2 protein-coding genes (1 of these 2 cut by a window edge) are annotated in these 23,841 nt (G+C 69.4%); both read right to left on the bottom strand.

Annotation, left to right across the window (positions count from 1 at the left end; translation table 11 throughout):
* Window positions 1-3,895, bottom strand: the 5' end (the start) of a protein-coding gene (locus ACY3GB_RS02300; RefSeq protein WP_463087299.1) for an SDR family NAD(P)-dependent oxidoreductase. It extends 11,189 nt beyond the left edge of the window; 3,895 of the gene's 15,084 nt are visible here — the first part of the coding sequence; it begins with the start codon at window positions 3,893-3,895; its stop codon lies beyond the left edge, outside the window.
* A complete protein-coding gene (locus ACY3GB_RS02295; RefSeq protein ID WP_463087298.1) occupies window positions 3,889-23,841 on the bottom strand; it encodes an amino acid adenylation domain-containing protein in 19,953 nt (6,650 codons plus the stop codon). The genes ACY3GB_RS02300 and ACY3GB_RS02295 overlap by 7 nt, the downstream gene beginning before the upstream one ends.

The following is a 23,841-nucleotide window of genomic DNA, read 5'->3' as shown; positions in this document are numbered from 1 at the left end:
TCAGCGCCGCGGCATCGGCCGTTTCCGCCGGATCAATGTCCAGATTGCGCAGGCGCACCCGGTGGTCGCCCTGCGCCAGCGCGTAGCCCAACCCGGCCATGCCCGCGCCCTGCGGGTTGGCGCCCGCCTCATCCCCTGCGGGATAACGGCGCTGCGAGATCAGGAAGCAATCCAGCCAGGCATCCGCGGCCAGGCGGCTCTGCGCGGCCTTGAACAAGCGCAGCAGCGGCAGCTCGTTGCGCTCGGTGCTGTCAGCCAGCTCCGCCGGCGCGACCTCGGCGGCCTCCGGCCCCATCACCACGATGCAGGCCGCCTCGCCGATTTCGGCGAATATCCGCTCGAAACCCTGCGCGTCGCCGCGGCCGCAGCGCCAGTGCCCGGCAGCCAGCGCCTCGGTGCCGCCATCGCCGCAGCGTATCCGCACCACCTTGCGCTCGGCGCGGTAATGCCGCTCCATCGAATCCAGCAGCCGCTCGGCCGCCACGCCGCACGCCTCCAGCGCCACCAATACCGCCGCGCCCGGTCCGGTCGGCGCGGGCTTGCCGGCCGCCGGGTACGGCCGCCAGTCGGGCAGATAGCAGCAGTCGTCCAGCGCCGGCCCCTCCGCCGACGCCGCGTCGCTCCAGGCATCGTTCGCGCCGGCCTGCGGGTGCGGCAGGCCCGGCAGCCAGCAGCGTTGCCTAGCGAAAGGATAGCCCGGCAGGCTGATCCGCCGCGGCAGATGGCAGGCGGGGTCGCGGCGCAGCCGCTGCCAATCGATCTCGCAGCCGTCGACCCATGCTGCCGCCAGTTCGGCCAGCATCCCGCTTTCCAGCCAGCGGTCGATGTCGGCCAGGCGTCCCGCGTCGGCAGGCGCATTGTCGCCGAAAGGATCCACATGGCCGCTCAACACGCCCTCCGCCGGCGTCCCCGCCTGCCAGCGAGCCAGCCGCTCGTCCAGCTCCGCCGCGGAATCGACAAGCAGTGCCAGCCGCTGCGCCATCGGCTCCCGTCCCTGCTGCAGCGTATGCGCCAGATCGGCCATCTCCGCGCCGCGCCCCTCGTCGTCGCTCAGGAAGCGCCGCAGCTGGGCGACCGCCTCCTCCAGCCGCTGCGGATCGCGGGCCGACAAGGGGACCAGCCACGGCCCGGCCGCCGCCGGGCGGGAATCGGCCGCCGCGACATGCTCCTCTACGATCAGCGAAGCGTTGGCGCCGCCGGCGCCGAACGAGGAAACCGCCGCGACCCGCGTCGCGCCGTTGGCGCGCCACGGCCCCAACCGCAGCTGCAGGCTGAACGGCGTGCCGTCGAAATCGATCTTCGGATTGAGGCGTTCGGCATGCAGCGTCGGCGCCAGCTGGCGGCGGCGCAGCTGCAACAGCACCTTGCTCAGCCCGGCGATGCCCGCCGCGCTCTCGCAATGGCCGATATTGCTCTTGACCGAGCCGATTGCGCACGGAGCGGCGCTGTCGCCGAAGACGCGGACCAGGCCGCTGATCTCGATGGGATCGCCAAGCGCGGTGCCGGTGCCGTGGGCTTCGACATAGCTGATCCGCCCGGCATCCATCCGGGCGCGCGACAGCGCCTTCTCCAGCACGCGCCGCTGCGCGCCGGCGCTGGGCACGGTATAGCCGTTGGTCTTGCCGCCGGCGTTGATCGCGCCGCCGCGGATCACGCCGTATATCCGGTCCCCGTCCGCCAGCGCCTTGTCCAGCGGCTTGAGCAGCGCCGCGCCCACGCCCTCGGCGTCGACGAAGCCGTCTGCATCCGCGCCGAAAGCGCTGCAGCGCTCGCCCGGCGACAGCATCATCATTTCGCACAGGCCGAGATGATGGTGGGGATTGACGATCAGGTTGACGCCCCCGGCTATCGCCAGCTGGCAATTCCCTCCGGCCAGGCTTTCCGCCGCCAGATGGATCGCCGTCAGCGACGATGAGCAGGCGCTGTCCACCGCCAGGCTGGGCCCGTTCAGGTTCAGTTGATAGGACACCCGGTTGGCGATCGACCAATGATTGGGCATCGGGTGGTAGCCGCCGTTCATCGCGCCGACGAACACGCCGACCTCGCCCAGCCGGCCCAGCGCCGCCGGGTTGTAGCCGGCGTCCTCGACACAGTGGTAAGCCGTCTCCAGGAACAGCCGCTCCTGCGGATCCATGCGCTCCGCCTCGCGCCGCGAGATGCGGAAGAAGGCGGGATCGAAGCTGTCGATATCGTCGAGAAAGCCGCCCCATCGGGTATAGCTGCTGCCGGCCTTGCCCTTTTCCGGATCGAAATAACGGCGCCAGTCCCAGCGTTGCGCCGGAATCTCGTCTATCGAGCAACGGCCTTCGGCCAGGTTGGACCAGAAGTCGCGCAGCGACGCCGCGCCCGGATAGCGTCCGGCCAACCCGATGACGGCGATGGCGAGTCCGCCCTCGGAATCCGAAGGCCCAGTCCGCGGCGCGTTCGCCAAGTGCGCATCGTCCTCGCCGTCAGCCCCCGCGATCATGGAAGACCCCTTACCGGCCTCCGGCGGGTTATGTCCCAGCAGCGCCTTGAGTTCGGCATCCCGATGCGCGAGGAAGTGCTCGGTCAGCGCGGCCAGCGTCGGAAGCTCGAAGAACAATGCGCTGTCCACCGCCTGGAAACGCTCGTTGAAGGCGTTGACCAATCTGACCACCAGGATGGAGTCCAGGCCGTACTCCTCTAGCGGGCGCGCCGGGTGCAGCCGGGCTGCCGGGATCTTCAGCGTGGAAGCCACCAACTCCCGCAGATACGCGCCCACCCGCCCCCGCCAGCCATCCTGCTCCTGCGGAATGGGCTCATTGTCCCGCGCCGTCTCGGCTGGCTGCCCCGCTTCGGCCAGCGTCGCTTCCGCCTGCTGGCGGATGATGCCGTCGCTGACGGCGAGAATGACCTGCTGCCCCAGCCCGTGGGCTGTCTCGGCCGGAAACAACGCCGGGTCCAGCCCTTCCTGCCGCAGCGCCGCGCGCCATCCCGCCGGCGACAAGCCAGGGCAGCCGGGAATGCGCAGCTCGGCGTCGCGGTAGTTCCACCAGCCCTCCAGCAAGCCAAAGCTGAGATGGGTGAACAGCGAAGCCTCGCTGATTTCATTGATCAGCAGCAGGCCGCCGCCCCGCAGCGCGGCCTTGGCGTTGCGCAGGGTCTGGCAGATATCCGGCGTGGCGTGCAGCACATTGTTCGCCACCGCCAGATGGTAGCTGCCGATGTCTATGCCCTGCTCGGCGCAGGGCCGCGACACATCGAACAGCCGGGTGCGCAGGAAGGGATGATCGCGGCCGAAAGTTTCCTCGCCATGCTGAAGGAAGGCATGCGACAGGTCGGTATAGCAATATTCGCCGATCGCGCCGCTCCAGGGAGCCAGCGCGGCCAGCAGACCCGCAGTGGCGCCGCCGGTGCCAGCCCCGATCTCCAGGATGCGCAGCGGCTCCGCGTCTTTCGGGCGGCTTTCGACATAGGCCAGCGCGGACTCGATCAACACCCGGTTGAAGTAGTCGGACACCTCGTTGTTCTTGTACACCCCCTCCACCAGCGCCATCGAGCCGCCGGGAAAGAGCACGCTGGTGGCGGGCGTTTCGCCGCTCAGCCAGGCAGGCAGGCTTTGCAGGCAGGCATCCAGCAGCCGCGCCCTGGCCGCCAGATCGGCGTTCTCCCGCCAGCCGGCCAAGCATGCCCGCCATTGTTCCCACGCGCGTTCCGGCGCTTCCGCTTCCACGCCCTCCGCATAGCGCAGGCTTTCCCGCAGCCAGGGATATCGGTGATCCCGCGCGATCGCGTCCCCTTTCCGGTCCAGGCGTTCCAGATCGTCCGCGCCGAGCAGCGACAGCTGCCGCAACTGGGCGGCCAGCACGCGGCGCGCCAGGGCGTCCAGCGCCTCGGCCTGGGATACGTTGGTCTGATTTGCGGCTGTCAGCATGTTTCCACTTCCTCGCGGCGCCCGGAGCGTCCGTCAATGCTTGTTTCGATGCGTGTCACGTGTTGCGGCGGCGTCAACGCCGCCAGTCTGGCGGCCAGCCGGCCCGCCAGCGCGTCCATGTCCGGCCTTTCGTCCGGGTGGATGCGGATGCTGTCGCCGGAGATCAGGCCGGCCAGCGTGCCCAGGCCGTCCGCCTGCCCGCCTCGCAGCACCTTCAGCAAGGCGAGTTGATCCAGCTCTCCGCCCAGCAGCCGCTCCAGCGCCCGCATGCCTTCTTCCGGCTCGATGGACCCCAGCCCCAGCGCGGCCATCCGTTCGCGGTAGCGGGCGCCGCTGACCGAGCCGACACCTCCCCAGTATCCCCAGTTGATCACTTTGACCGGGCATGGCCAGTCGCTGCGCAGCCGGTCGGCGAACGCGTCGGCGAACGCGCAGCCGGCAGCGTAATTGGCCTGTCCCGCCGCGGTGCTGAAGGACATCATCGAGGAGAAGAACAGCACGAAATCCAATTTGGCCGCGCTGTCGGCGAACACACGGGCCAGCGCCGCGCAAGTGGCTGCCTTGGCGTCCAACACATCGGTGAACGCCTGCTCGTCCATCTTGGCGAGGCTGCCGTCCCGCAGCGCCAGCGCCGAGTGCACCACGCCGTCAATGCGGCCGAAGCGCTCGATCGCCGCGCGCCTCGCCGCGTCTAGCTGCCGCTCGTCGGCGGCATCCGCCTGCAGGTAGACCGGGGCCGGCGCGCCGCTGCGCAGGCTGAAGGCGGTCAACGCGTCCAGCCGGGCTCGCAGCTCGCCCTCCAGAGGCCGGCGGCCCAGCAGAAGCACGCGGGCGCGGTGCTTGCGGATCACGTGCCGGCTCCACACGTCGCCGATGCCGCCGGCGCCGCCCACCACCAGGTAGACGCCGCCTTCGCGGCAGCGCGGCCCAGCAGCGTCCGGCGCGGCCGCATCCACCCTGGCCAGCCGCCGGCGCCGCCAGCCGCCTTGCCGCCAGGCCAGGGCGGCGCCGGAAGGAACCGCATCGAACGGCGCCTCCGCGAGGGGCGCCAGCCGCTCGCCGTCCAAGTCGGCCAAACGGACGCTCCAGTGCGGATACTCTTTGGCCAGCGAGCCGGCCAGGCCATGAACCGCGGCGTGGGCCGGCCGGCACGCCTCGTCCGCCAACGCGCCGACGGCCGATTGCGTGACCACGGTCAGCCGCAGCGGGCGCCGGCCATAGCCCTGGCTCAGCAAAGCCTTGACCAGGCGGAACAGCGCCAGCGCGCCGCGCCGCTGCGCGGGAAGCAGTTCCGGATCGGTTGCGCCCATATCGGTTTCGGACGGCGCCAGCCACACCACCTCGTCCAGATTCCGGCCTCCGCCCAGCGCAGCCGAATAGTCGCCGTCCGGCGTCAGCTCCGCGCCGGGATACAGCGCGGCCGCTGCCTGGCGGCGCGCGCCGGAAGCGCCGAACACCAGCGCTGGGACGCGGGCTGCCGGGCGCGGCTCCGCCGCGCCAGCCACCGTTTCCCACACGGGCGCCAGCAGCCATTCCTCCTCCCGCTCCGCTTCGGCAGGTTTCGTGTCCGGCAGCGACCGGGACCTCAAGCCCTGGAAGCGCGCGCAGACATTGCCCTGCTCATCGCACAGATCGATGTCGATGCCGGCCTGCGGATCTTCCGCCGGGCAGGACAGCAGCGCCCACATCCGGCCCGAGCCAGGCGCGAGAATGTCCAGCCTGCGCAGCTCGAAAGGCATCCAGCCCGAAGACTCGAGCGGCGCACCGTCCAGCGGCAGCAACATGGCGATCGCCGCTTGCAGCGCGCTGTCGGCCATGCCTGGCTCCAGCCAGCAGCCCGCAGCGTCGGCGCGCACGTCCGTCTCCAGTGACAGCTCCGCCAGCGCCAGCCGTCTGTCGCCGCTCTGCGCCGTCCGCAGCGCGCGGATGCCGCGATGGCTGGGGCCGTATTCGACGCCCATCCGCTCGAACAGCCGATACACCTGCCCGCCGTCCAGCCGCAGCGGCCAATCGCGGCTTTGCCAGCCCGCCAGATCCAAGCGCTGCTGACCGCCGGCGGGCAACGCTGCCGCCAGCGCCTGGCAATGCAGCGTCGCCCGCGCCTCCCCGCCGCCGCTGCTCAGCTCGACGGCGATCCGGCCGTCCATGCGCGTCAGCTCCACATGCAGCCTGCGCGGCCCAGCCTCCACAGCGAACGGCGCCACCCAGTTGAGCTGCGTCATCGTCACCGCGCCGCCGGCACCCAGCGACTGCGCGGCCGCGGCCCGGATGATCTCCAGGCATGCCGCGCCGGGCAGCACCTTGCGGCCGCCGACCTGGTGGTCCCGCAGCCAGGGCTCGCCGCCGTCAAAGTCGGTGGAGAACCGCTGGCGGTCGAACGACGACTGATTGCGATGCAGCAAGGGATGCCGCCTCCCGGCGCTCACAGGCAGCCGCCGCGCGCCGGTCGGCGCCCAATAGCGCTCCTCGGAGAAGGGATAGCCGGGCAGGCCGATGCGCCGGCCTCCTGGCCCCCTAAGCGCTTCCCAATCCACCGCCAGCCCCTGGCTCCACAACTCCAGCGCCGCCCGTAACTCACCGGCGGCGAACAGCGCAGCCAAACGTTCGCGCCACAGGGCGCCGGGGACGGTTTTGAATCGCTCGGCAAGCGCGCCGGCCGCCATCGCCTCGCCGCAGATCCAGCCGCGGCGATCGCCGGCGGCGAAACGTCCCAACGCCTCGCGCAATTCATCCATGCTGCCGACAACGCAGGCCGCGCGGTGCGCCATCGCTTCGCGCCCCGCCTGCAGCGTGTAGGCCACCGCGGCTAGGCTGTCTCCGGGCTGAGGCTTGGCCAGCCGCTCCAACAGGCGGCCGACCATGCGCTCCAGCCGCTCCGGCTCGCGGGCGGACAGCACGATCATTTCCGGCCGGCCGCTTTCGGCATCCTCCGCCGCCGAGCCAAGGTATTCCGCCACGATCAGGTGTCCATTGGAGCCGCCGGCGCCGAACGACGAAATGCCAGCCATCCGCGGCGCGGACCGGCCATCCCGCTCCGGCCTCGGCCATTCGCGCAGTCGCTGGTTCACTTCGAACGGCGTCGCCGCGAAATCGATGAAGGGATTCAGCGCGCCGGAATGCAGCGATGGCGCGATCTGTCCATGCCTGAGCTGCATCAGCACCTTGGTCAGCCCGGCGACGCCCGCCGCCGCTTCGCAGTGGCCGATATTCGACTTGACCGAGCCTATCCAGCAAGTGCGTCCCGCCGGACGCTCTCCCAGCGCGCCGGCCAGCCCGGCGATCTCTATCGGATCGCCCAGCCGGGTGCCGGTGCCGTGCGCTTCGACATAGCCGATGGCATCCGGCGCGGCGCCGGCGTCGTCCAGCGCCGCGCGAATGGCTTCCCGCTGCGCGTTCGGATTGGGCGCGCTGTAGCCGGCGCTCCGGCCGCCGTGGTTCAACCCACTGCCCTTGATCACGCCGTAGATGCGGTCGCCGTCGCGCTCCGCGTCGGCCAGCCGCTTGAGCACGACCGCCCCCACGCCCTCGCCCGGCACGTAACCGTCGCCGCCCTCGCCGAAGCTGGCGCAATGCCCCTGGGTGGAAATGAACTGCCCGCCGCTGAGCATCAGGTATTTATTGGGATGCAAGGTGAGATTCACCCCGCCGGCGATGGCCATCGCGATCCGGCCTCCGCGCAGATCCTGGCAGGCCAGGTGGATGGCGGTCAGCGATCCCGAGCACATAGAATCCACCGCCATGCTGGGGCCCCGCAGATTCAGGCAGAAGGACACCCGGTTGGCGATGCTGGCATTGCTGCCGGCGAAGCCCATCCGTTGCCCCCTCATGCTGGCCTCCGCGCCGAATAGCTGGTACTCGCTGTACATGACGCCGACGTAGACGCCGGTCCGGCCATCATCCTCGCCCGCCCGGCGGCCATAGCCGGCGTCTTCCATCGCGTTCCAGGCGGTTTGCAGGAACAAGCGCTCCTGCGGGTCGATCAGCTCCGCCTCCAGCGGCGAGATATTGAAGAACAATGGGTCGAAACGGTCGACGCCGTCGATGAAACCGCCCCATTTGCTGTTGTGCACGCCGCTCTCGCCGCGGTTCTCGCTGTAATACTCGCGCCAGTCCCAGCGCTCGGCCGGAATTTCGCCGACGGAATCGCGCCCCTGGCTGAGATTGCGCCAGAACGCCTCCACGTCGTCAGCATCCGGATAACGCCCAGCCAGGCCGACGATGGCGATATCGGTTCCGGCCGCATCGGCCTGCGCTTGCGCCGCGCGCTCGAACAGACGCGGCTGCCGCGGCGCCGGTTCGGCGGCAACAGGCTCCGTTCGCGACAGCGGCTCGAAGCCTGACGGCGCGGCCTGCCGCTTGGACAGGTATTCCGCCAGCGAGCGCAGCGTTGAGCGTTCGTACAGCAGCGCGCCGGGCAGCGGGCCAAAGCGTTTATCCAGATCGCAGGACAGGGCCATGATCGCCAGCGAGTCCAGACCGTATTGCTCAAAGCCCCGTTCATCGTCGATCTCGGCCGGAGTCAACTTCAAGGCATCCGCCAGCATCCGCCGCAGTTCGGCGAGCGGAGCCGCCTCTCCCGCCGCCTGTCTGTCCGGCAGCGCGGCCGACAGATGGCCGGCCAGCCGGCGCAAGCTGGGATATTCGAAAAACAGCGTCTTGGGCAAGGGGCCGAAGCGCTTTTCCAACACCGACGTCATGTCCATCATCATCAGCGAGTCGATGCCATACTTTTCGAACGGCTCGTCGTCGTCCAGCCGCGACGCGGCGATTTTCACCGTGTCCGCCAGCAGGCGGCGCAGATCGGACAACAGATCGCCGTCGTCCGCCGGCAACGCCGTTGCAACAACCGGCTGGGGGGCACGCTCCAACAGCGCGGCCAGACGATCGCCGTTTCCGGCCAGCACCATCAGCTGGTCGCCGCCGTCGCCCAGCGCCTGGTACAGCGCCTGGATGCCGGTTTCGCTGTCCATCGACTCGATGCCGGTGCGCTCGGCCAGCGCGCGCATGGCGGCCTCGCTCATCCGCATGCCGCCCTCGCGCCACAGCGGCCAGTTGATCGCCACGGTGCGGCCCCGGCGCGCGCCCGCCGCGACTAGGCGGTTGCGGATGCCGGCGAAGGCGTCGAGATAACCATTGGCCGCCGCGTAATCGCACTGGCCGGCATTGCCGAGCACGCTGGCCACCGACGAGCACAAGACGAAGAAATCCAAATCCAGCGCCGCGCTGGCCTGATCGAGATGGCGCGCGGCGTCCACCTTGGCCGCCAGCACCGCGTCGAAATCGGCCTTGGTCTTGCCCGCCAGCAAAGCGTCGCGGGTGATGCCGGCGCAATGGACGATGCCATGCAGGCCGCCGAACTCCGCGACCGCGTAGTCGATCAGTCGCCGCGCCTGCGCCGCGTCGCCAAGATCCGCCTGGCGATAGCAGCCGCGCCCGTCCAACGCCGCCAGTTTGGCGGCGACGCCCGGCGACCCGGCAACCGAGCGGCCGCACAGCAACACCCGGGCGCGCGGCGCGGCTTTGAGAATCGCCCGCGCGATCGCCATGCCCACGCCGCCCAGCCCACCGGCGATCAGATACGCGCCGTCGGGCCGCCAGGGCGCCGCGCCGCCGGCCAGCGGACCATGGCTCCACGCCAGGCGCTGCCGCCGCAAACCGCCGGCGGCGGACAGATAACGCAGATGGCCTTCCTCGGCCGCCTCCGCATCCGCCAACAGTTGCCGCGCCAGCAGTCCAGCGTCCAGTTCCGGCGCGATCTCCACCAGTTGGCAGGCCAACGCCGGCTGCTCGCGGCCGACGCTGAACAACAGGCCGCCCAGGCCGCGATAAGCGTGCGCGTCATCCTGCGGCACAATCAGCTGCGCCACGCCGACGCGCCCGGCGGCCAGCAGCGGCCGGATCCGCTCGGCCAGCGCCCAGGCTGCCTGACCGTAGTCCATGTCGTCCAGCGCTGCGCACTCCACGCCCTGTCCGCGCAAGCGCTCGGGCAGGCCTGCGAAGGCAGGATGGCTGCCCAGCGTCAGCGCCAGCCGCAATTCCGGCTGCGCTTCGGCTGCTTGCGGCGTCTCCGCGTCCAACCACTGCCGACGGCAGAACAAGCCGTCTCCCGGAGACTTGCCGCGCGGCGCCGGCTTGAACGACAGGCGGCGGATCAACGCGCGGCACCCGCCGTTCCCATCGAACAAGGCCAAGTCGAAGCAATGCTCGCCATCCACCCGCCGGATCCATGCCTGCAGCGTCGGGGGCAAATCGCCGAAGCGCGCGAATTCGCCGACGCTCTCCGGCAGCAACAACGCCGGCTGCGCGTCCAGTTCGTCTATCAGCAACGCCATGCACCCCTGCATCGCCGCGTCCAGCAGCGCCGGAGCCATCGCCATGCCCTCGCCATCGGCTTCGTTTTCCAGCCGCACCCGCGCCAGCGCCTGATCTTCGGTACGCAGCAGCGAGCGCATGCCGCGGAAGCCCGGCCCGTATTCGATGCCCATTTCGGCGAAGCGCCGGTAGCAGGCGTCGACATCGACCCGGCGCGCGGCGGCGGACGGGAAATCCAGCGCCACCGGCAGCGCTGCCGCCATGCCCGCCTGCGCGCGGCAATGCAGCAGCGGCAGCCCGTCGTTGCCATACGAATAGACGCCCAGCCGGCACTCGCCCTCTAGCGACGCCTCCAATTCCAGGAACAACTCGCCCCGGTTGCCGCCATCCACGACGAACGGCCGCGTCCAGGCCAGATGGCGGATGCGCGGCAGACGGCCGTCGGACGGCTCCGCGCCGTACGCCTCGCGCAGCGCCGCATCCATCATCGCCACCATCGCCGCGCCCGGCATCACGCCACGGCCGTCGACCACATGCTGAGACAGGAAACGCTCCCGGCCGCTGAAGCGGCTGGCGTAGCGCAAGCCGCGCAGGTCAGACACATTCCGATGCAGCAGCGGATGCATGGTTGCCGCCTCTATGGCCGGCTCCGCCTGCGGACGCCAATAGCGCTCGCGGGCGAAGGGATAGCCCGGCAGGCTGACAGGCTGCGGCGCGCCATCCCGGTACAACAAGCGCCAATCGACGTCCCGGCCGTCGAGCCAAGCCTTCAGCAATGACTCGTGCCTGCCTTCGGCCATCCAGTCTGCGAACGGCGTCCCGCCGTCTGCGCTGGCATGGCTCAACTGGGCGCGGCGCGCGGCGCTCAGCCGCCCGCGCAGATGCCGCGCGCTCGATGGATCGTCGACGAAATCCCTCAGCGAGCGCTTCAGCCCGTCCATGGACGCGGCCAGGAAGCCCAGCCGCCATTCCATCGCCTCCCGTCCAGTTTGCAAGGTGCAGGCCAGCGCAGGCAGTTCGGCGTCACCCCAGCTCTCTCGCTCCAGCCTATCCAACAACAGGCCGGCCACGTCCGTCAGCTGCGCCTCGGTTTTGGCCGACAAGGGGATGATCGCTGGCCGCCGCTCGTCGACGGCGAGCATGGCCCGCCGCCGGACATCGGCATGCTCTTCTATCACCACGCAGGCATTGGCGCCGCCGGCGCCGAACGACGATACCAGCGCGACGCGCTTGCCCGCATGCAGCGCGGGCTGCCACGCGGTCAACGCCTGCTGAACCGCAAATGGCCCGGCGGAGAAATCGATCTCCGGATTGGCCGTTTCCGCATGCAGCGACGGCGCCAGCTGGCGGTGCTTCAGCTGCAGCAGCACCTTGGTGACGCCTGCGATGCCGGCCGCGCTCTCGCAGTGGCCGATATTGGGCTTGATCGATCCAATCGCGCAGCGTTGCGCCACCGTCCGTCCGGCATCGCGGAAGGCCCGCTCCAAACCGGCGATCTCGATCGGATCGCCCAACGCAGTGCCGGTGCCGTGCGCCTCGACATAGCTAACCGCCGCGGCGTCGACGCCCGCCGCCGCCAGCGCGTCCGACACCAGCCGGCTCTGCGCCAGCGGATTGGGCACGGTGTAGCCGTTGGTCTTGCCGCCGGCGTTGATCATGCTGCCCTTGATCACGCCGTAAATGCGGTCGCCGTCGGCTTCGGCCCTGACCAGCGGTTTGAGCAGCAGCACGCCCACGCCCTCCCCGTCGACAAAACCGTCGGCGTCGGCGCCGAAGGCCCGGCACTCGCGCCCAGGCGACAGCATCTTCATCTCGGTCAAACCCAGATAGTGGGCGGGATCGACCACCAGATTGACGCCGCCAACCAGCGCGCAGTCGCTGGCGCCGCCGCGCAGGCTTTCCAGCGCCAGATGGATGGCGGTCAGCGAAGACGAGCAAGCGGTGTCCACCGCCAGGCTGGGCCCCTGGAAATCGAACTGGTAGGACACCCGGTTGGCTACCGACCAATAGCTGGACTGGCGGGCGTAGGTGCCGTTCATCACGCCGACGAACACGCCGACCCGGGACGCCGCGCTAAGCCGCGCCGGGGTATAGCCGGCGTCGGCGATGCAGTGGTAGGCCTCCTCCAGGAACAGCCGCTCCTGCGGGTCCATCTTTTCCGCCTCGCGCGGCGAGATGTGGAAAAACAGCGGATCGAATTTGTCGATTTCGCGGATGAAGCCGCCCCAGCGGGTGTAGATGCGCCCCGCCTTGCCCGGCTCAGGATCGAAATACCGTCGCCAGTCCCAGCGGTCGGCCGGCACTTCGCCTATGCAATTCTCACCCTGGCTCAGCCGCAGCCAGAGCTCGTCCACATTGTCGGCCCCGGCATAGCGGCCGGCGATGCCGATGATGGCGACGTCCGCGCTTTCCCGGCTCGCGGCAGCGGGCTCGGCGGGCCTGGCGGCGAAACGGTCGCCGGATAGCCGGGCAGCGGTTTCCGCTGCGTCGGCGCGGACCGGGGATGCGGACCCCGCCGGCGCTGCCGGGTCGCCCCCCAGCGCCGCGGCCAGCCGGTCGGGCTGCGCCACGACGAAATGGTCGGCCAACGCGTCAAGGGTCCGGCACTCGAAGAACAGCGCGCTGCCCACGCTCAGCCCCTGGCCGCGCAGCAGATTGGTCAGCTGCACCACCAGGATGGAGTCGATGCCGTAAGTCTCCAGCGGCTCCCGCGCGTCTATCTCTTCCGGCCGGATCTTGAACAAGCCGCCGACCGTCCGCCGCAGATGGCCGAGCGCCCGCTCTTTCAGTCCCGGCGCATTGGCCGGTTCGGCCCTGGCCGCCAGATCGGCGCGCGGCGCGGCCCTCGCAGCGGGAACGGGCCGGCTGGCCGGCGCCGGCCTGGCTCCGGCCTCCTGCCAGATCACGCCGTCGCTTTCGGCGATCACGATTTGTTGGCCCAGATCATGGCAAGAGAGCGCTGGATAGCGGACCCGGCGGAAACCCTCGCCCTCCAGCGCGCGCTTCCACTGCTCCGGCGACAATGCCGGGCCGCCCGGCAGCCGCAACGCTTCGTCGTCGAACAGCCACCAGCCCTTGAGCAGGCCGAAAGTCAGATGGGTAAACAAGCCGTTGACGCTGATTTCATTGATCAGCAGCAAGCCGTTGCGCTTCAGCGCGGCCTTGGCGTTGCGCAGGGTCCGCCGGATGTCCGGCGTCGCGTGTAGCACATTGGTGGCGATCGCCAGATCGTATCCGCCGGCCTCCAGGCCTTGCTCTGCCGGCGGCCGGCCGGCGTCGAACAGCCGGCAGTTCAGATACGGCGCGGCCGCGCCGTAGTTTTCACGCGCATGCTGCAGAAAAGCCTGGGAAACGTCGGTGTAGCAGTACTCCGCGATATGGCCGCGATACGGTCTGAGCTTGTCGAAAGCCCGCGCGCTGGTGCCGCCGGTGCCGGCGCCGATCTCCAGAATGCGGATCCGCGCGTCGGGCGACGCCGCCAGCCGCTGCCGCACGAAGGCGTCCATCTGCTCCAGCATCGCCTCATTGAAGAAATCCGACACCGGATTGCGCTGGTATATTCCCTCCACCATGGCCATGGACGCGTCCGGGAACATGATGTCGGTCGCAGGGGTACGTCCGCTCAACACGTCCGGCAGAACGCGCAGCATCGCTTCCGCCAGCCGCGCCTCGGCCTGCAGCGCCGGTTCGGTTAGCCAGGCCGGCGTGCCCGCCTGCCATTGCGCCCACAGTTCGTCACGATCCGGCGACCGCCGGTCAGCCTGACGGTAGGCGAGCGGCCTGCCATCGCCCACCGGCGACAGGTAGCCGCGCCGCGCCAACTCGGCCAGGCTCTTGTCCAGCCAGCGGCCGTACATCGGCAGCAGGCCGCCGCGCAGCCGCATTGCCTCCGCAGTCCCGGCTCCGCCGTCGAAGCAGCCCAGAGACTGCAACTGAGCGCACAACAAACCCGCCTGGAGCGCGTCCAGCGCCTCGCGCGCCGCCGCGGTCCGCGCCACTTCCGCCCTGACCTCGCAGCCGTCAGCCTGGCTTTGCCTGGCGTCGGATGACGATAACAGATAATCTGCCGGCAATATCTCGCCGCGCTCACCGAAGGCGCCGTCCGGATGCGCCGGCAGCGGCAGTTCGGCGAAGGCGTCGTCCAGCCGCCTGGAAGTCCGCAAGAAGCCCAATTGGGACAGCGGCTGCGCCAGCAGCGTCTCCAATGCCGCCATCGCCTGCCCGCCATCGATCGAGCCTAACCCGAGCTTTTCCATGCGGCGGCGGTAGTCGTCGCCGGCAACCGAGCCGACCTCGCCCCAATATCCCCAATTGACCACCTTGACCGGATAGTCAAGCGTCTGCGCCAGATAATGGGCGAACGCGTTCTTGAACGCGCAGCCGGCCGCGTAGTTGCTCTGTCCCGCCGACTTGGTGAAGCTCTGCAGCGATGAGAAGAACAGCATGAAATCAAGCGGCATGCGGCCGAACACCTCGGCCAGCCGCACGCAGACATCCACCTTGGCCGCCAGCCCGGCGGCGAAACGCCGCTCGTCCATCCGCGCCAAGCCGCTGTCCTGCAGCTGGATAGCCGCGTGCACCACGCCGTGGATGACGCCGAACTCGGCGATCGCCTCTTCCGCCGCCCTGCTCAATTCCGCGTGCCTGGCCGCGTCGGCGCGGATATAGCGCGGCGCCGGGCCCAGCTTGGCCAACGCCTCTATCGCCGCGTCGATTTCCGCGTCGCGCTCGCGCCGTCCCAGCCACACCACCTGCGCTTGGCGGGCGCGGATCAGATGCTCGGTCCATACCCGGCCGATCCCGCCCGCGCCGCCTATCACCAGATAGACGCCGCCGTCGCGATAGAGACTGGACGCTCGATCGGACGCGCCAGGCCGGACAGGCGTCAGATGCTGGCGATGCCAGACGCCGTCCCGCCAGGCAAGCGCGTTCCCTGCGGGGTCGGCCGGCAGCGTCAACGGGTCCCGGTCGGGCCAGGCGCCGTCCGCCGGCAGATCCGCCAGCCTCACCTGCCAATGGCCATGCTCCTTCGCCATCGCGCCCGCCAGTCCGTGCACGCCTGCATGGGCCGGCGCCGTCGGATCGGTCAAGGCGCTATGGCGGCTGTCGGCCGCGCCGGATACGGTCGACGCGCCGCGGGTGATCACGGTCCATTCCAGCGGACGCTGGTCCCACTCCAGCGCCTGCAGCGCCTTGATCAGACGGAAGCACGCCAGCACGCCGCGCTGCTGCGCGCGGATCATGCCCTCCAGACCGCTTTCCGCTTCCGGCGCGGCAGGCGCCAGCCACAGCAGGCGGTCGGCGAAACCGGACTCGCGCAGCCGCTCGGCCAGTTCGTCGATCGACTCCCCGCCCGTCAACGACAGCAAGCTCCCTTGCGGATAGCGCTCAGCCAGTTGGCGATCGTCGCGCGGATCGTTGCTGATCAACAGCAAGCGGCTCGCCGACGGCGCGGAATCGGCCGGCTCGCAACGCCGCCAACGTTCCGCCAGGCAATGATGGCTGCCGGGCGCGTCATCCAAAGCCGTCTGTTCCCGCTTCATCACGCGCAACGCGAAGCCTCGCAGCGCGGCGCAATGCTCGCCCTGCCGGTTATAAATGTCGATGTCGAACGTCGGCTGTTCCGTATCGTCCCCGGCCGGAGCGCTGCGCGTCCAGGCCCAGATCTCCCCGCCCAGCTCGCCTCTCGCCCGCAGGCTCTCCAGCGCGAAAGGCACCCAGGTCCGCTCCGGCTGGGGCGCCAGGCCGCGTTCGACGCGCACCGCCGCCAGCGCGGCCAAGGTGGTCTGCAGCGCGCCGTCCAGCAGGCTGGGATGCAGCGAAAAACGCTGGCGGCCGGACAACGGCTGTGGCAGCTCGATTCGCGCCAGCGCTTCGCCGCCGGCAACGCGCAGCTCGCGCACCACGCGGTGCCAGCGACCGTAATGGATGCCGACGCCGTCGAACATCCGGTACAAATCGTCCGCGTCCATCGCGCCGGTGATCGCCGCCTGCAGCGCGGCCAGCGACTTCGGCGCGTCTGCCTCGCCCTCCTGCTGCCAGGCCTCGCCCTGGCAGCACGCGGCGTCTACTCCGCGCTCGATAATCTCGAAAGCCAGCCTGCCATCGTCCAGGCGGTCGATGCGCGTCTCCACCTCAAGCAGCTCCCCGCCGCCGCCGGCCAGCGCCAATGGCTGCGACCACGCCACGTTGCGCAAATGGAACCCGCCGCCGGCCTGCCCGCCCAGCGACAGGCGAACCGCCTCCCCGGCCATTTCCAGATAAGCCGCCCCGGGCAGCACCCTGCAGCCGCCCACTTGGTGATCGCGCAGGAAGAACTCGCCGCCGTGGAACACGGAGGCGAACTTCTGCCGCGACAGGTCTGACACGTTGGCGTGCAGCAGCGGATGCAGCCGCTCGCCGCCCATCGGGCCATCCTGGCCGGCGTAATGCGACTCGCCCGACACCCAGATCCGCTCCCGGGCGAAAGGATAGCCCGGCAGGCTGATGCGCCGCGCGCCGCCGGCCGGCTGCCCCAGCGCGCGCCAGTCCAGCGGCAAACCCTTCACCCACAACTCCAGCAGCTTGTGATGCTTGCCCTTGCCCGCCCACGCCGCCAGCGTCGCCGCCATGTCCTCATCCTCGGCCAGCACCGCCATCGCGGACTTGTTGTCCTTCGCCCGGCCGAAATGAATGTCGTCGAAGCAGCCGGACAGCTGGGGCTGCGCCGCCAGCCGTTCGATGGCCTGGACCAGCCGCGCGCTCAGCTGGGCGATGGACTCGGCGTGGAAAGCCAGGCGGTGCTCCATCGCCTCCCGCCCCCGCTGCAGCGTGAACGCCAGGTCGGACAGCCGCAGCGCCGGCGAGTCCCCGATGTCCTGCCCCAGGAAGCGGAGCAGGCGCTCGGCCACCTGCCGCAGCTGTCCAGGCGTCCTGGCGGACAGCGGGATCAGCGCCGCGCGCGCCGCATCCTCTTCTGCCCGCGCGGGCGCCGGGTATTCCGCGATAATCACGTGGCCGTTGGCGCCGCCGGAGCCAAACGAGGACACCGAGGCCGCGCGCGGATATTCGCGCAAGCGTCCGTCCAGGCTCAGCATCGGCCGCCGCCACGATTCCAGGCGCTGCGGCACGTAGAACGGCGAATCGGCGAAGGCGATACCGGGATTCAGGCGGGCCGAGTGCAGCGACGGCGCCAACTGGCCATGCCTGAGCTGCAGCAATACCTTGGCGATGCCGGCGATGCCTGCCGCCGACTCCAGATGGCCGATATTGGACTTCACCGAGCCCACCGCGCATTGGCCGGCCGGCGCGGCTCCCACGCCCAAGGCCGCGCTGCGGCGGGCGAAGCCCTGGCTCAAGCCCGCGATCTCGATCGGGTCGCCCAGCGCCGTGCCCGTGCCGTGCGCCTCGATGTAGCTCAGTTCCCGCGGGTCCATGCCCGCCTTGTCCAGCGAGGCGGCGATCATCGCGCCCTGGGCATTCGGGCTGGGCACGGTGTAGCCGTGGGTCTTGCCGTTGTGGTTGACGGTGGTCGCCCGGATCACGCCGTAAATATGGTCGCCGTCCGCTTCGGCCTGGGACAGCGGCTTGAGCAGAACCGCGCCGACGCCCTCTCCCGGCACGAAGCCGTCGCCGCCCTCGCCGAAGCTGCGGCAGCGCCCATCGGTGGACGACATCGTCAATTGCGACTGGATGAAATACTTGTTGGGATGCAGCGACAGGTTGACGCCGCCGGCGAACGCCAGCCGGCACTCGCCGCGCCGCAGGCTCTCCACCGCCAGGTGCAGCGCGGTCAGCGAAGACGAGCAGATGGTGTCCACCGCCATGCTCGGGCCGTTGCAGTCCAGCACGTGCGACACCCGGTTGGCGATTGAGCCGAACGAGGAATCCACCGCGTCGTCCTCGCAGTCGGCCGCGGCGGAGCGGGTGTACAGCAGGTATTCGCCGTGCATCACGCCGACGAACACGCCCACCTCGCCCTGGTAATGGCTGCGCAACCCGGCCCTGTCGTAGCCGGCGTCCTCCAGCGCGTGCCAGGCGGTTTCCAGGAAAATCCGCTCCTGCGGGTCCATCCGCTCGGCGTCGCGCGGCGAGATGTTGAAGAACAGCGGGTCGAAACGGTCCATGCCGTCGATGAAACCGCCCCAGCGGGTATGGATCTTGCCTTTTTGCGCTCGGTCGCGGCTGTAGTAGCGGCCATGCTCCCAGCGCTCGGCGGGGATTTCGCCGATGCTGTCCACGCCGTCGCGCAGATTGTTCCAAAACGTGTCCAGATCCTCCGCGCCGGGGAAGCGTCCGGCCAGGCCGATGATGGCGATCGGCTCGCCGTCCCGGCCAGGCCGCGGAAGCTCCCTGCGCGCGGCCGCGGCGCCGGCCGACGGCCAGGCGACCGCCGGCCGAATGTCCAGCAGCTGCCGGCTGCGCGCCGGATGCTCGTTGGCGAAATAGTCGGCCAGTTCGACGATGCTCTGATATTCGAAGAACAGCGTGGACGGCAGCTCGCCGAACGCCTGCGAAAGCTGGCGGTTCAACGCGGTGATCATCAGCGAGGTCAGTCCGTAGCGCTCGAACGACTCCTGGCAATCGATCTCGCTCTCGTCGATGGCCGACACCTGGGCAAAATGGCGGCGCAGATAGCCTTGCAGCGCCCTTTGCAGCGTCTCGTCGCCCAGTGGCGGCGGCGCTTCCGCGACGGCCGCGGCGGCGATATGGCAATCCACGGCCGCGAAAGGATAGGCGGCCAGCGCGACGCGCCGGCGCCCATGGCGCGCGATCCGCCCCAGGCCGCGCTCGCCGGCCATCCAGCCCGCGGCGGCCTCAGCCAGGGCTGGCCGGTCCAGCCCCCTCAGGCTTTCAATCTGGCTCTCCGGCGCGGACGCCGCCTGTGGCGCGCCTGCAGACGCCTCCACTCCATCCAGCAAATTCAGCAATTCTTCGCGGCTGCCGGCGACGACCGCCAACCGGCAAGCAAGCGCGACCCTGCCGACGCAAAGCGTGTAGCTGATGTCGCCCAAGGCTTCGCCATCCAACGTCCCCGAACGCAAATCACCGGCGAACGCCGCAAGCAGCCGGCCCAGTTGCTCGCGGCTGGCGGCGGAAAACGGGAACAGCCACGGCCCTGCGTCGACGGCAGCGGCCGCGCGCTCGGGCGGTGCCTCCAGTATCAAATGGCCGCCGGAGCCGCTGGCTCCGAAAGCGTTGATCAGCGCCCGCCGCGGCCCGCTCCATGCCAACAGGCCATCCGCGACGGCGAGCCTGCCGCCGGTGGACGGCAATACCGGGCTGAGCGGCGCGCAACCCAGCGTGGGGGCGATGCTGCCGTGGCGCAGCTGTTGCAGCACCTTGGCGATCTGCGACAAGGCAGATGCTGACTCCAAATGGCCGATATTGCCCTTGATCGACCCCACCGGCAGCGGCGCGTCGCCGCGCCGTTCGCCGAACACCCGGGCAAGCGCGGCGAACTCCGCGCCGTCGGCCAGGCTGGCCCCCGGCGCCGCGGCCTCGATATAGCCGATATCCTCGGCCGCCAAGCCCGCTTGCTCCAATGCCAGCCGGATCGACTGCGCCTGGCTGTCGGCGTTGGGCGCGCCGTAGCGGAAGGTTCTGCCGCCATGGCTGACCGCGGTGGCGCGGATCACGCCCAGCACCCGGTCCCCGTCCCGCTCGGCATCGGCCAACGGCCGGATCAACAAGGCACCGACGCCCTCGCCCGGCACCCAGCCGTCGGCGTCGCGGCCGAAAGGATGGGCCTGGCCGTCGCCGGACAGCAGCTGCAGCGAGGAAAGCAGCTCCAGATGCGCCGGATGGCTGATCAGATTGACGCCGCCGACGACCGCCGCCCTGCATTCGCCCTGGCGGATGCTGTTGCAGGCGAAATGCAGCGCAGTCATCGCCGACGAGCACGAGGTGTCGAACACCACGCTGGGGCCGTTGAAATCATTGAAGAAGGACACCCGATTGGCGATCGCCGACAGGAAGGAGGTAGCCCGCTCTTCGCGGCCGGCCGAGCCATGTCGCTGGTAATCTCCCCACATCGCGCCGACGAACACGCCGACACGTCCGGCATGGCGAACCAGGTTGTCCGCGGTGTAGCCGCTGTTTTCCAAACAATGCCACACCGTCTGCAGGAACAAACGCTCCTGCGGATCCAGGGTCTTCGCCTCAGCCGGCGTGATCCTGAACAGCAGCGGGTCGAACAGATGCTTGTCCGCCAATTCGCCCGCCGCCCAGTGGGACGCCTCCGTTTCGGACGCACCGCTGCGCAGCAGCGCCTCGCCGCTCAGCTCGCCGATGCTGGAACGGCCTGCGCTCAGGTTGACCCACAGTTGGTCCACGTCGGCCGCGCCGGGAAACCGGCCGCTGATGCCGACGATGGCCAGCGCGCCATCATCGCGGGAGGATGGGGAGGACTGGCCGGACGCGGCTTGGCCTCCGATTTCCAATCGTGGCCAAGCGGCCGGCAGCGCCTGCTCCACCGCGCCGCCGACCAGGCTGTGCGCCAACTCGTCGCCATCGTCCAGGCCGAATGCGCCGCGCAGACGATCGAAATTCATCGCGCCTATCGGGCATAGCCCCACGCCGAATTCGCCCTGCCGCTCCAGCAGCAGCTGCCCCATCCGGCCCGCCTGCAACAGGCTGAAATAGCGGCCTTCCTCGCCAAATGCCGGGGAGCGGCCCGCGACCAGGAAAATCCGCAGCCTCGACTGCTGCGCATGCCTGCGGTTGAACGGGTTGTAACCGGCGTTGAGCGCCGCCATGTCGGCGTCGCCGACGCGCTGCAGACAGTGCGGACCGGCGTCGTAACGGTATATGCCCGCCGGCAGATAACGGTCCTGGCAGCCCCACAGCACGCCTTGCTCGGCCAGCAGCAGATAGACCTTGATTGCAGGCCCCACCTCCGCGCCATGCAGGCTGCGTCCCTCGCCGTCCGGCCGCAGCAGGCTCAGCAAGCGGCTCAGCTGGCCAAAGCTCAGCGGCCCGTCCAGATACTGCCGCTTCGCCGCGCGCAAGCGCAGCGCGTCCTCGCTGATGGGCTCTTCCGGCAAGGCGATCGCGCCGTCACCCTGCTCCGGCAAATCAGGGCGGATCTGCCGCTGCTCCTGATGCAGCCGGGCCATGTCCTCCTCGCCCGGTAGGGCGAAGCCATTGTTCCGTCCGCTGAGGAAGTCGGCGAACGCCGCGTCCGGGCGACGCCAGTGGGCGCTCAGGCCGGCATCGCCATAGAGCGCCAGCCCAGCCGGCGCGGTGCCTTCGATCAGGCAATGCAGGAAGCGGTGGCTAGGTTGAAGACGGAAGGATTCGGCCAGCGCGGCGAAATCGACGCCGTAGGCCGGGCTGAGCGTCAGACCCAGCTCAGCCTGGCGCGACAACAGCATCTGCTCGATATAGCCGGCCTCCAGCGCCACCAGCGTGGGCGCGGCGTCGTTGTAGATCGGCGCGATCGCGTCGGTTTCCGCGATCAGGAACAAGGCGAAACCGGCGGCGGCGAACTGCCCGCGCTGCGCCGGCAGGAAAGCGTCCGCATCCAGCACCGCCTGCGCGCTGACCGGCAGCAGGCGGTTGAGCCGGGGATGGTGGTAATAGACGCCTCCGGGCAGGCCGGGAATCCGCCCCTCCGCCGCGTAGAGATAACACTGGACCGCGTTGAGGCCGCCTGCGGACGAATACAAATACTTGCCGTTGCCATCCAGCGGCGTCTCCCTCAGCAAGGACAGCAATCGTCCCAGCCGCGCCAGATCGGCGGAACTGCCGCCATCGCGGCGGTAGGCACTTGGATCGAAACCGACTTCCTCCAACGGAATCGCAACCTCATCCGCTTTTGCCCCCCGCTCTGACTGCCCGCTTTCCGGCGCCTCGCCGCCGCCAAGCGCGGCCAGCAGGCGGCCCGTTACCGCCGCTATGGTGGGCCGCTCCAGAAACGCGTCCACCGGCAACGTGACCCGGTACTCCTGCTGAATGCCGTGCACCGCCTGCACCAGGGTGAAGGAGGTGGCGCCTTGGTCGAACAGATCATCGTCGGCGGACAATTCGGCCGCGCCGAGCGCCTCGCGGAAATACCGGGCCAACCATTCGCTCACAGCCTGCCGCGTCGGTCCGGCTTCCGCGACGGGCGTCTGGACGCCGGCGCCGTCCAGCAGCGCCTTGCGATCGGCCTTGCCATGCGCGGTCACCGGAATATGCTCGACGAAGGCAACCAGATTCGGCGTCATATACTCCGGCAGCCGCGACTTGATGAAGTCCCGCACCGCCTTCTTGTCCAGCCCCGCGCCTACCACGAAAGCCGCCAGCTTGGGATCTTCCGAACCGGGGTCCTTGACCAAGACCACCGCGTCGTCGATCAGCGGGTGGCCGCGCAGCGTGTTCTCGATCTCGCCCAGTTCGATCCGGAAGCCGCGCAGTTTGACTTGGGAGTCGAAACGGCCCAGCAGCTCGATTTCGCCGTTCTCCAGGAAACGCGCCTGGTCGCCGGTACGGTACAAACGGGCGGCCGCGTCGTCGGAAAAGGGATCGGGGACGAACTTCTCGGCGGTGAGCTCCGGGCGGTTGAGATAGCCCCTGGCCAGGCCCACGCCGCCGATGCACAGCTCGCCGGTATCGCCGATCGGTACCGCCTGGCTTTCCGCGTCCAGGATGTGGATCTGGATATTGTCTATCGGCCGGCCGATCGGCACGATCTGGTCGGCTCGCGGCTCGCCGGGCCAATAGGTCACGTCCACCGCCGCCTCGGTCGGCCCGTACAGATTGTGCAGTTCGGCCTCCAGGCGGCCGCGGAACTGCAGCAGCAGGTCATGGGTCAGCGCCTCGCCGCTGACGAACACCTTGGCCAGCGAACGGCATTGCGAAACAGCGGGGTGCTTGAGGAAAAAACGCAGCATCGACGGTACGAAATGGCAGATGGTGATCCGCTCCGCCAGCATGGTTTCCACCAGGTAATTCGTGTCCTTGTGCCCTTCCGGCCTGGCCATCACCAGGCAGGCTCCGCTCAGCAGCGGCAGGAATAGTTCCCATACTGAAACATCGAAGGTGAACGGGGTTTTCTGCAGAATCCGATCCTGCGCCCCCACATCGTAATGCCGCCGCATCCACAAGAGACGGTTGCAGATCGCCCGGTGCGGCAGCATGCAGCCCTTGGGCCGCCCGGTGGAGCCCGAGGTGTAGATGACGTAGGCGAGATCGTCCGGACCGTTGACCGGCTCCGGGTTGCCGTCATGTCCTGCCGACACATCGCATTCCGCATCGTCCAGGCAGATCGTTGCGCCGCCATAGGCCGCCAGCCGCGGGAGAAAGCGCCGCTGGGTCAGGATGACCTTGACCGCCGCATCCTCGACGATCAGCGCCAGCCTCTCCTCCGGGTAGCCGGGATCCAGCGGCAGATAGGCGCCGCCGGCTTTCAGAATGGCCAGCAGGCCGACCATCAGCTCCGCCGAGCGCTCCATCTGAACGCCGACGAGGCTGTCCGGCCCCACGCCCAAGCCACGCAACTGATGCGCCAGCAGGTTGGCCCGCCGGTTCAATTCGCGATAGCACACATCCTCGCCTTCGAAGCGCACCGCCGCCGCGTCCGGGCTGCGCTCAGCCTGTTCCTCAATCAACTGCTGCAGGCACTTGTCCAACGGATATGCCCGGTAAGTGTCGTTCCAGGAGGAAATGACCAT

The organism is Chromobacterium sp. Ag138, assembly GCF_055181315.1.
Note: the sequence above shows the minus strand (reverse complement) of the source record. Positions and strands in the feature narration are given on the sequence as shown.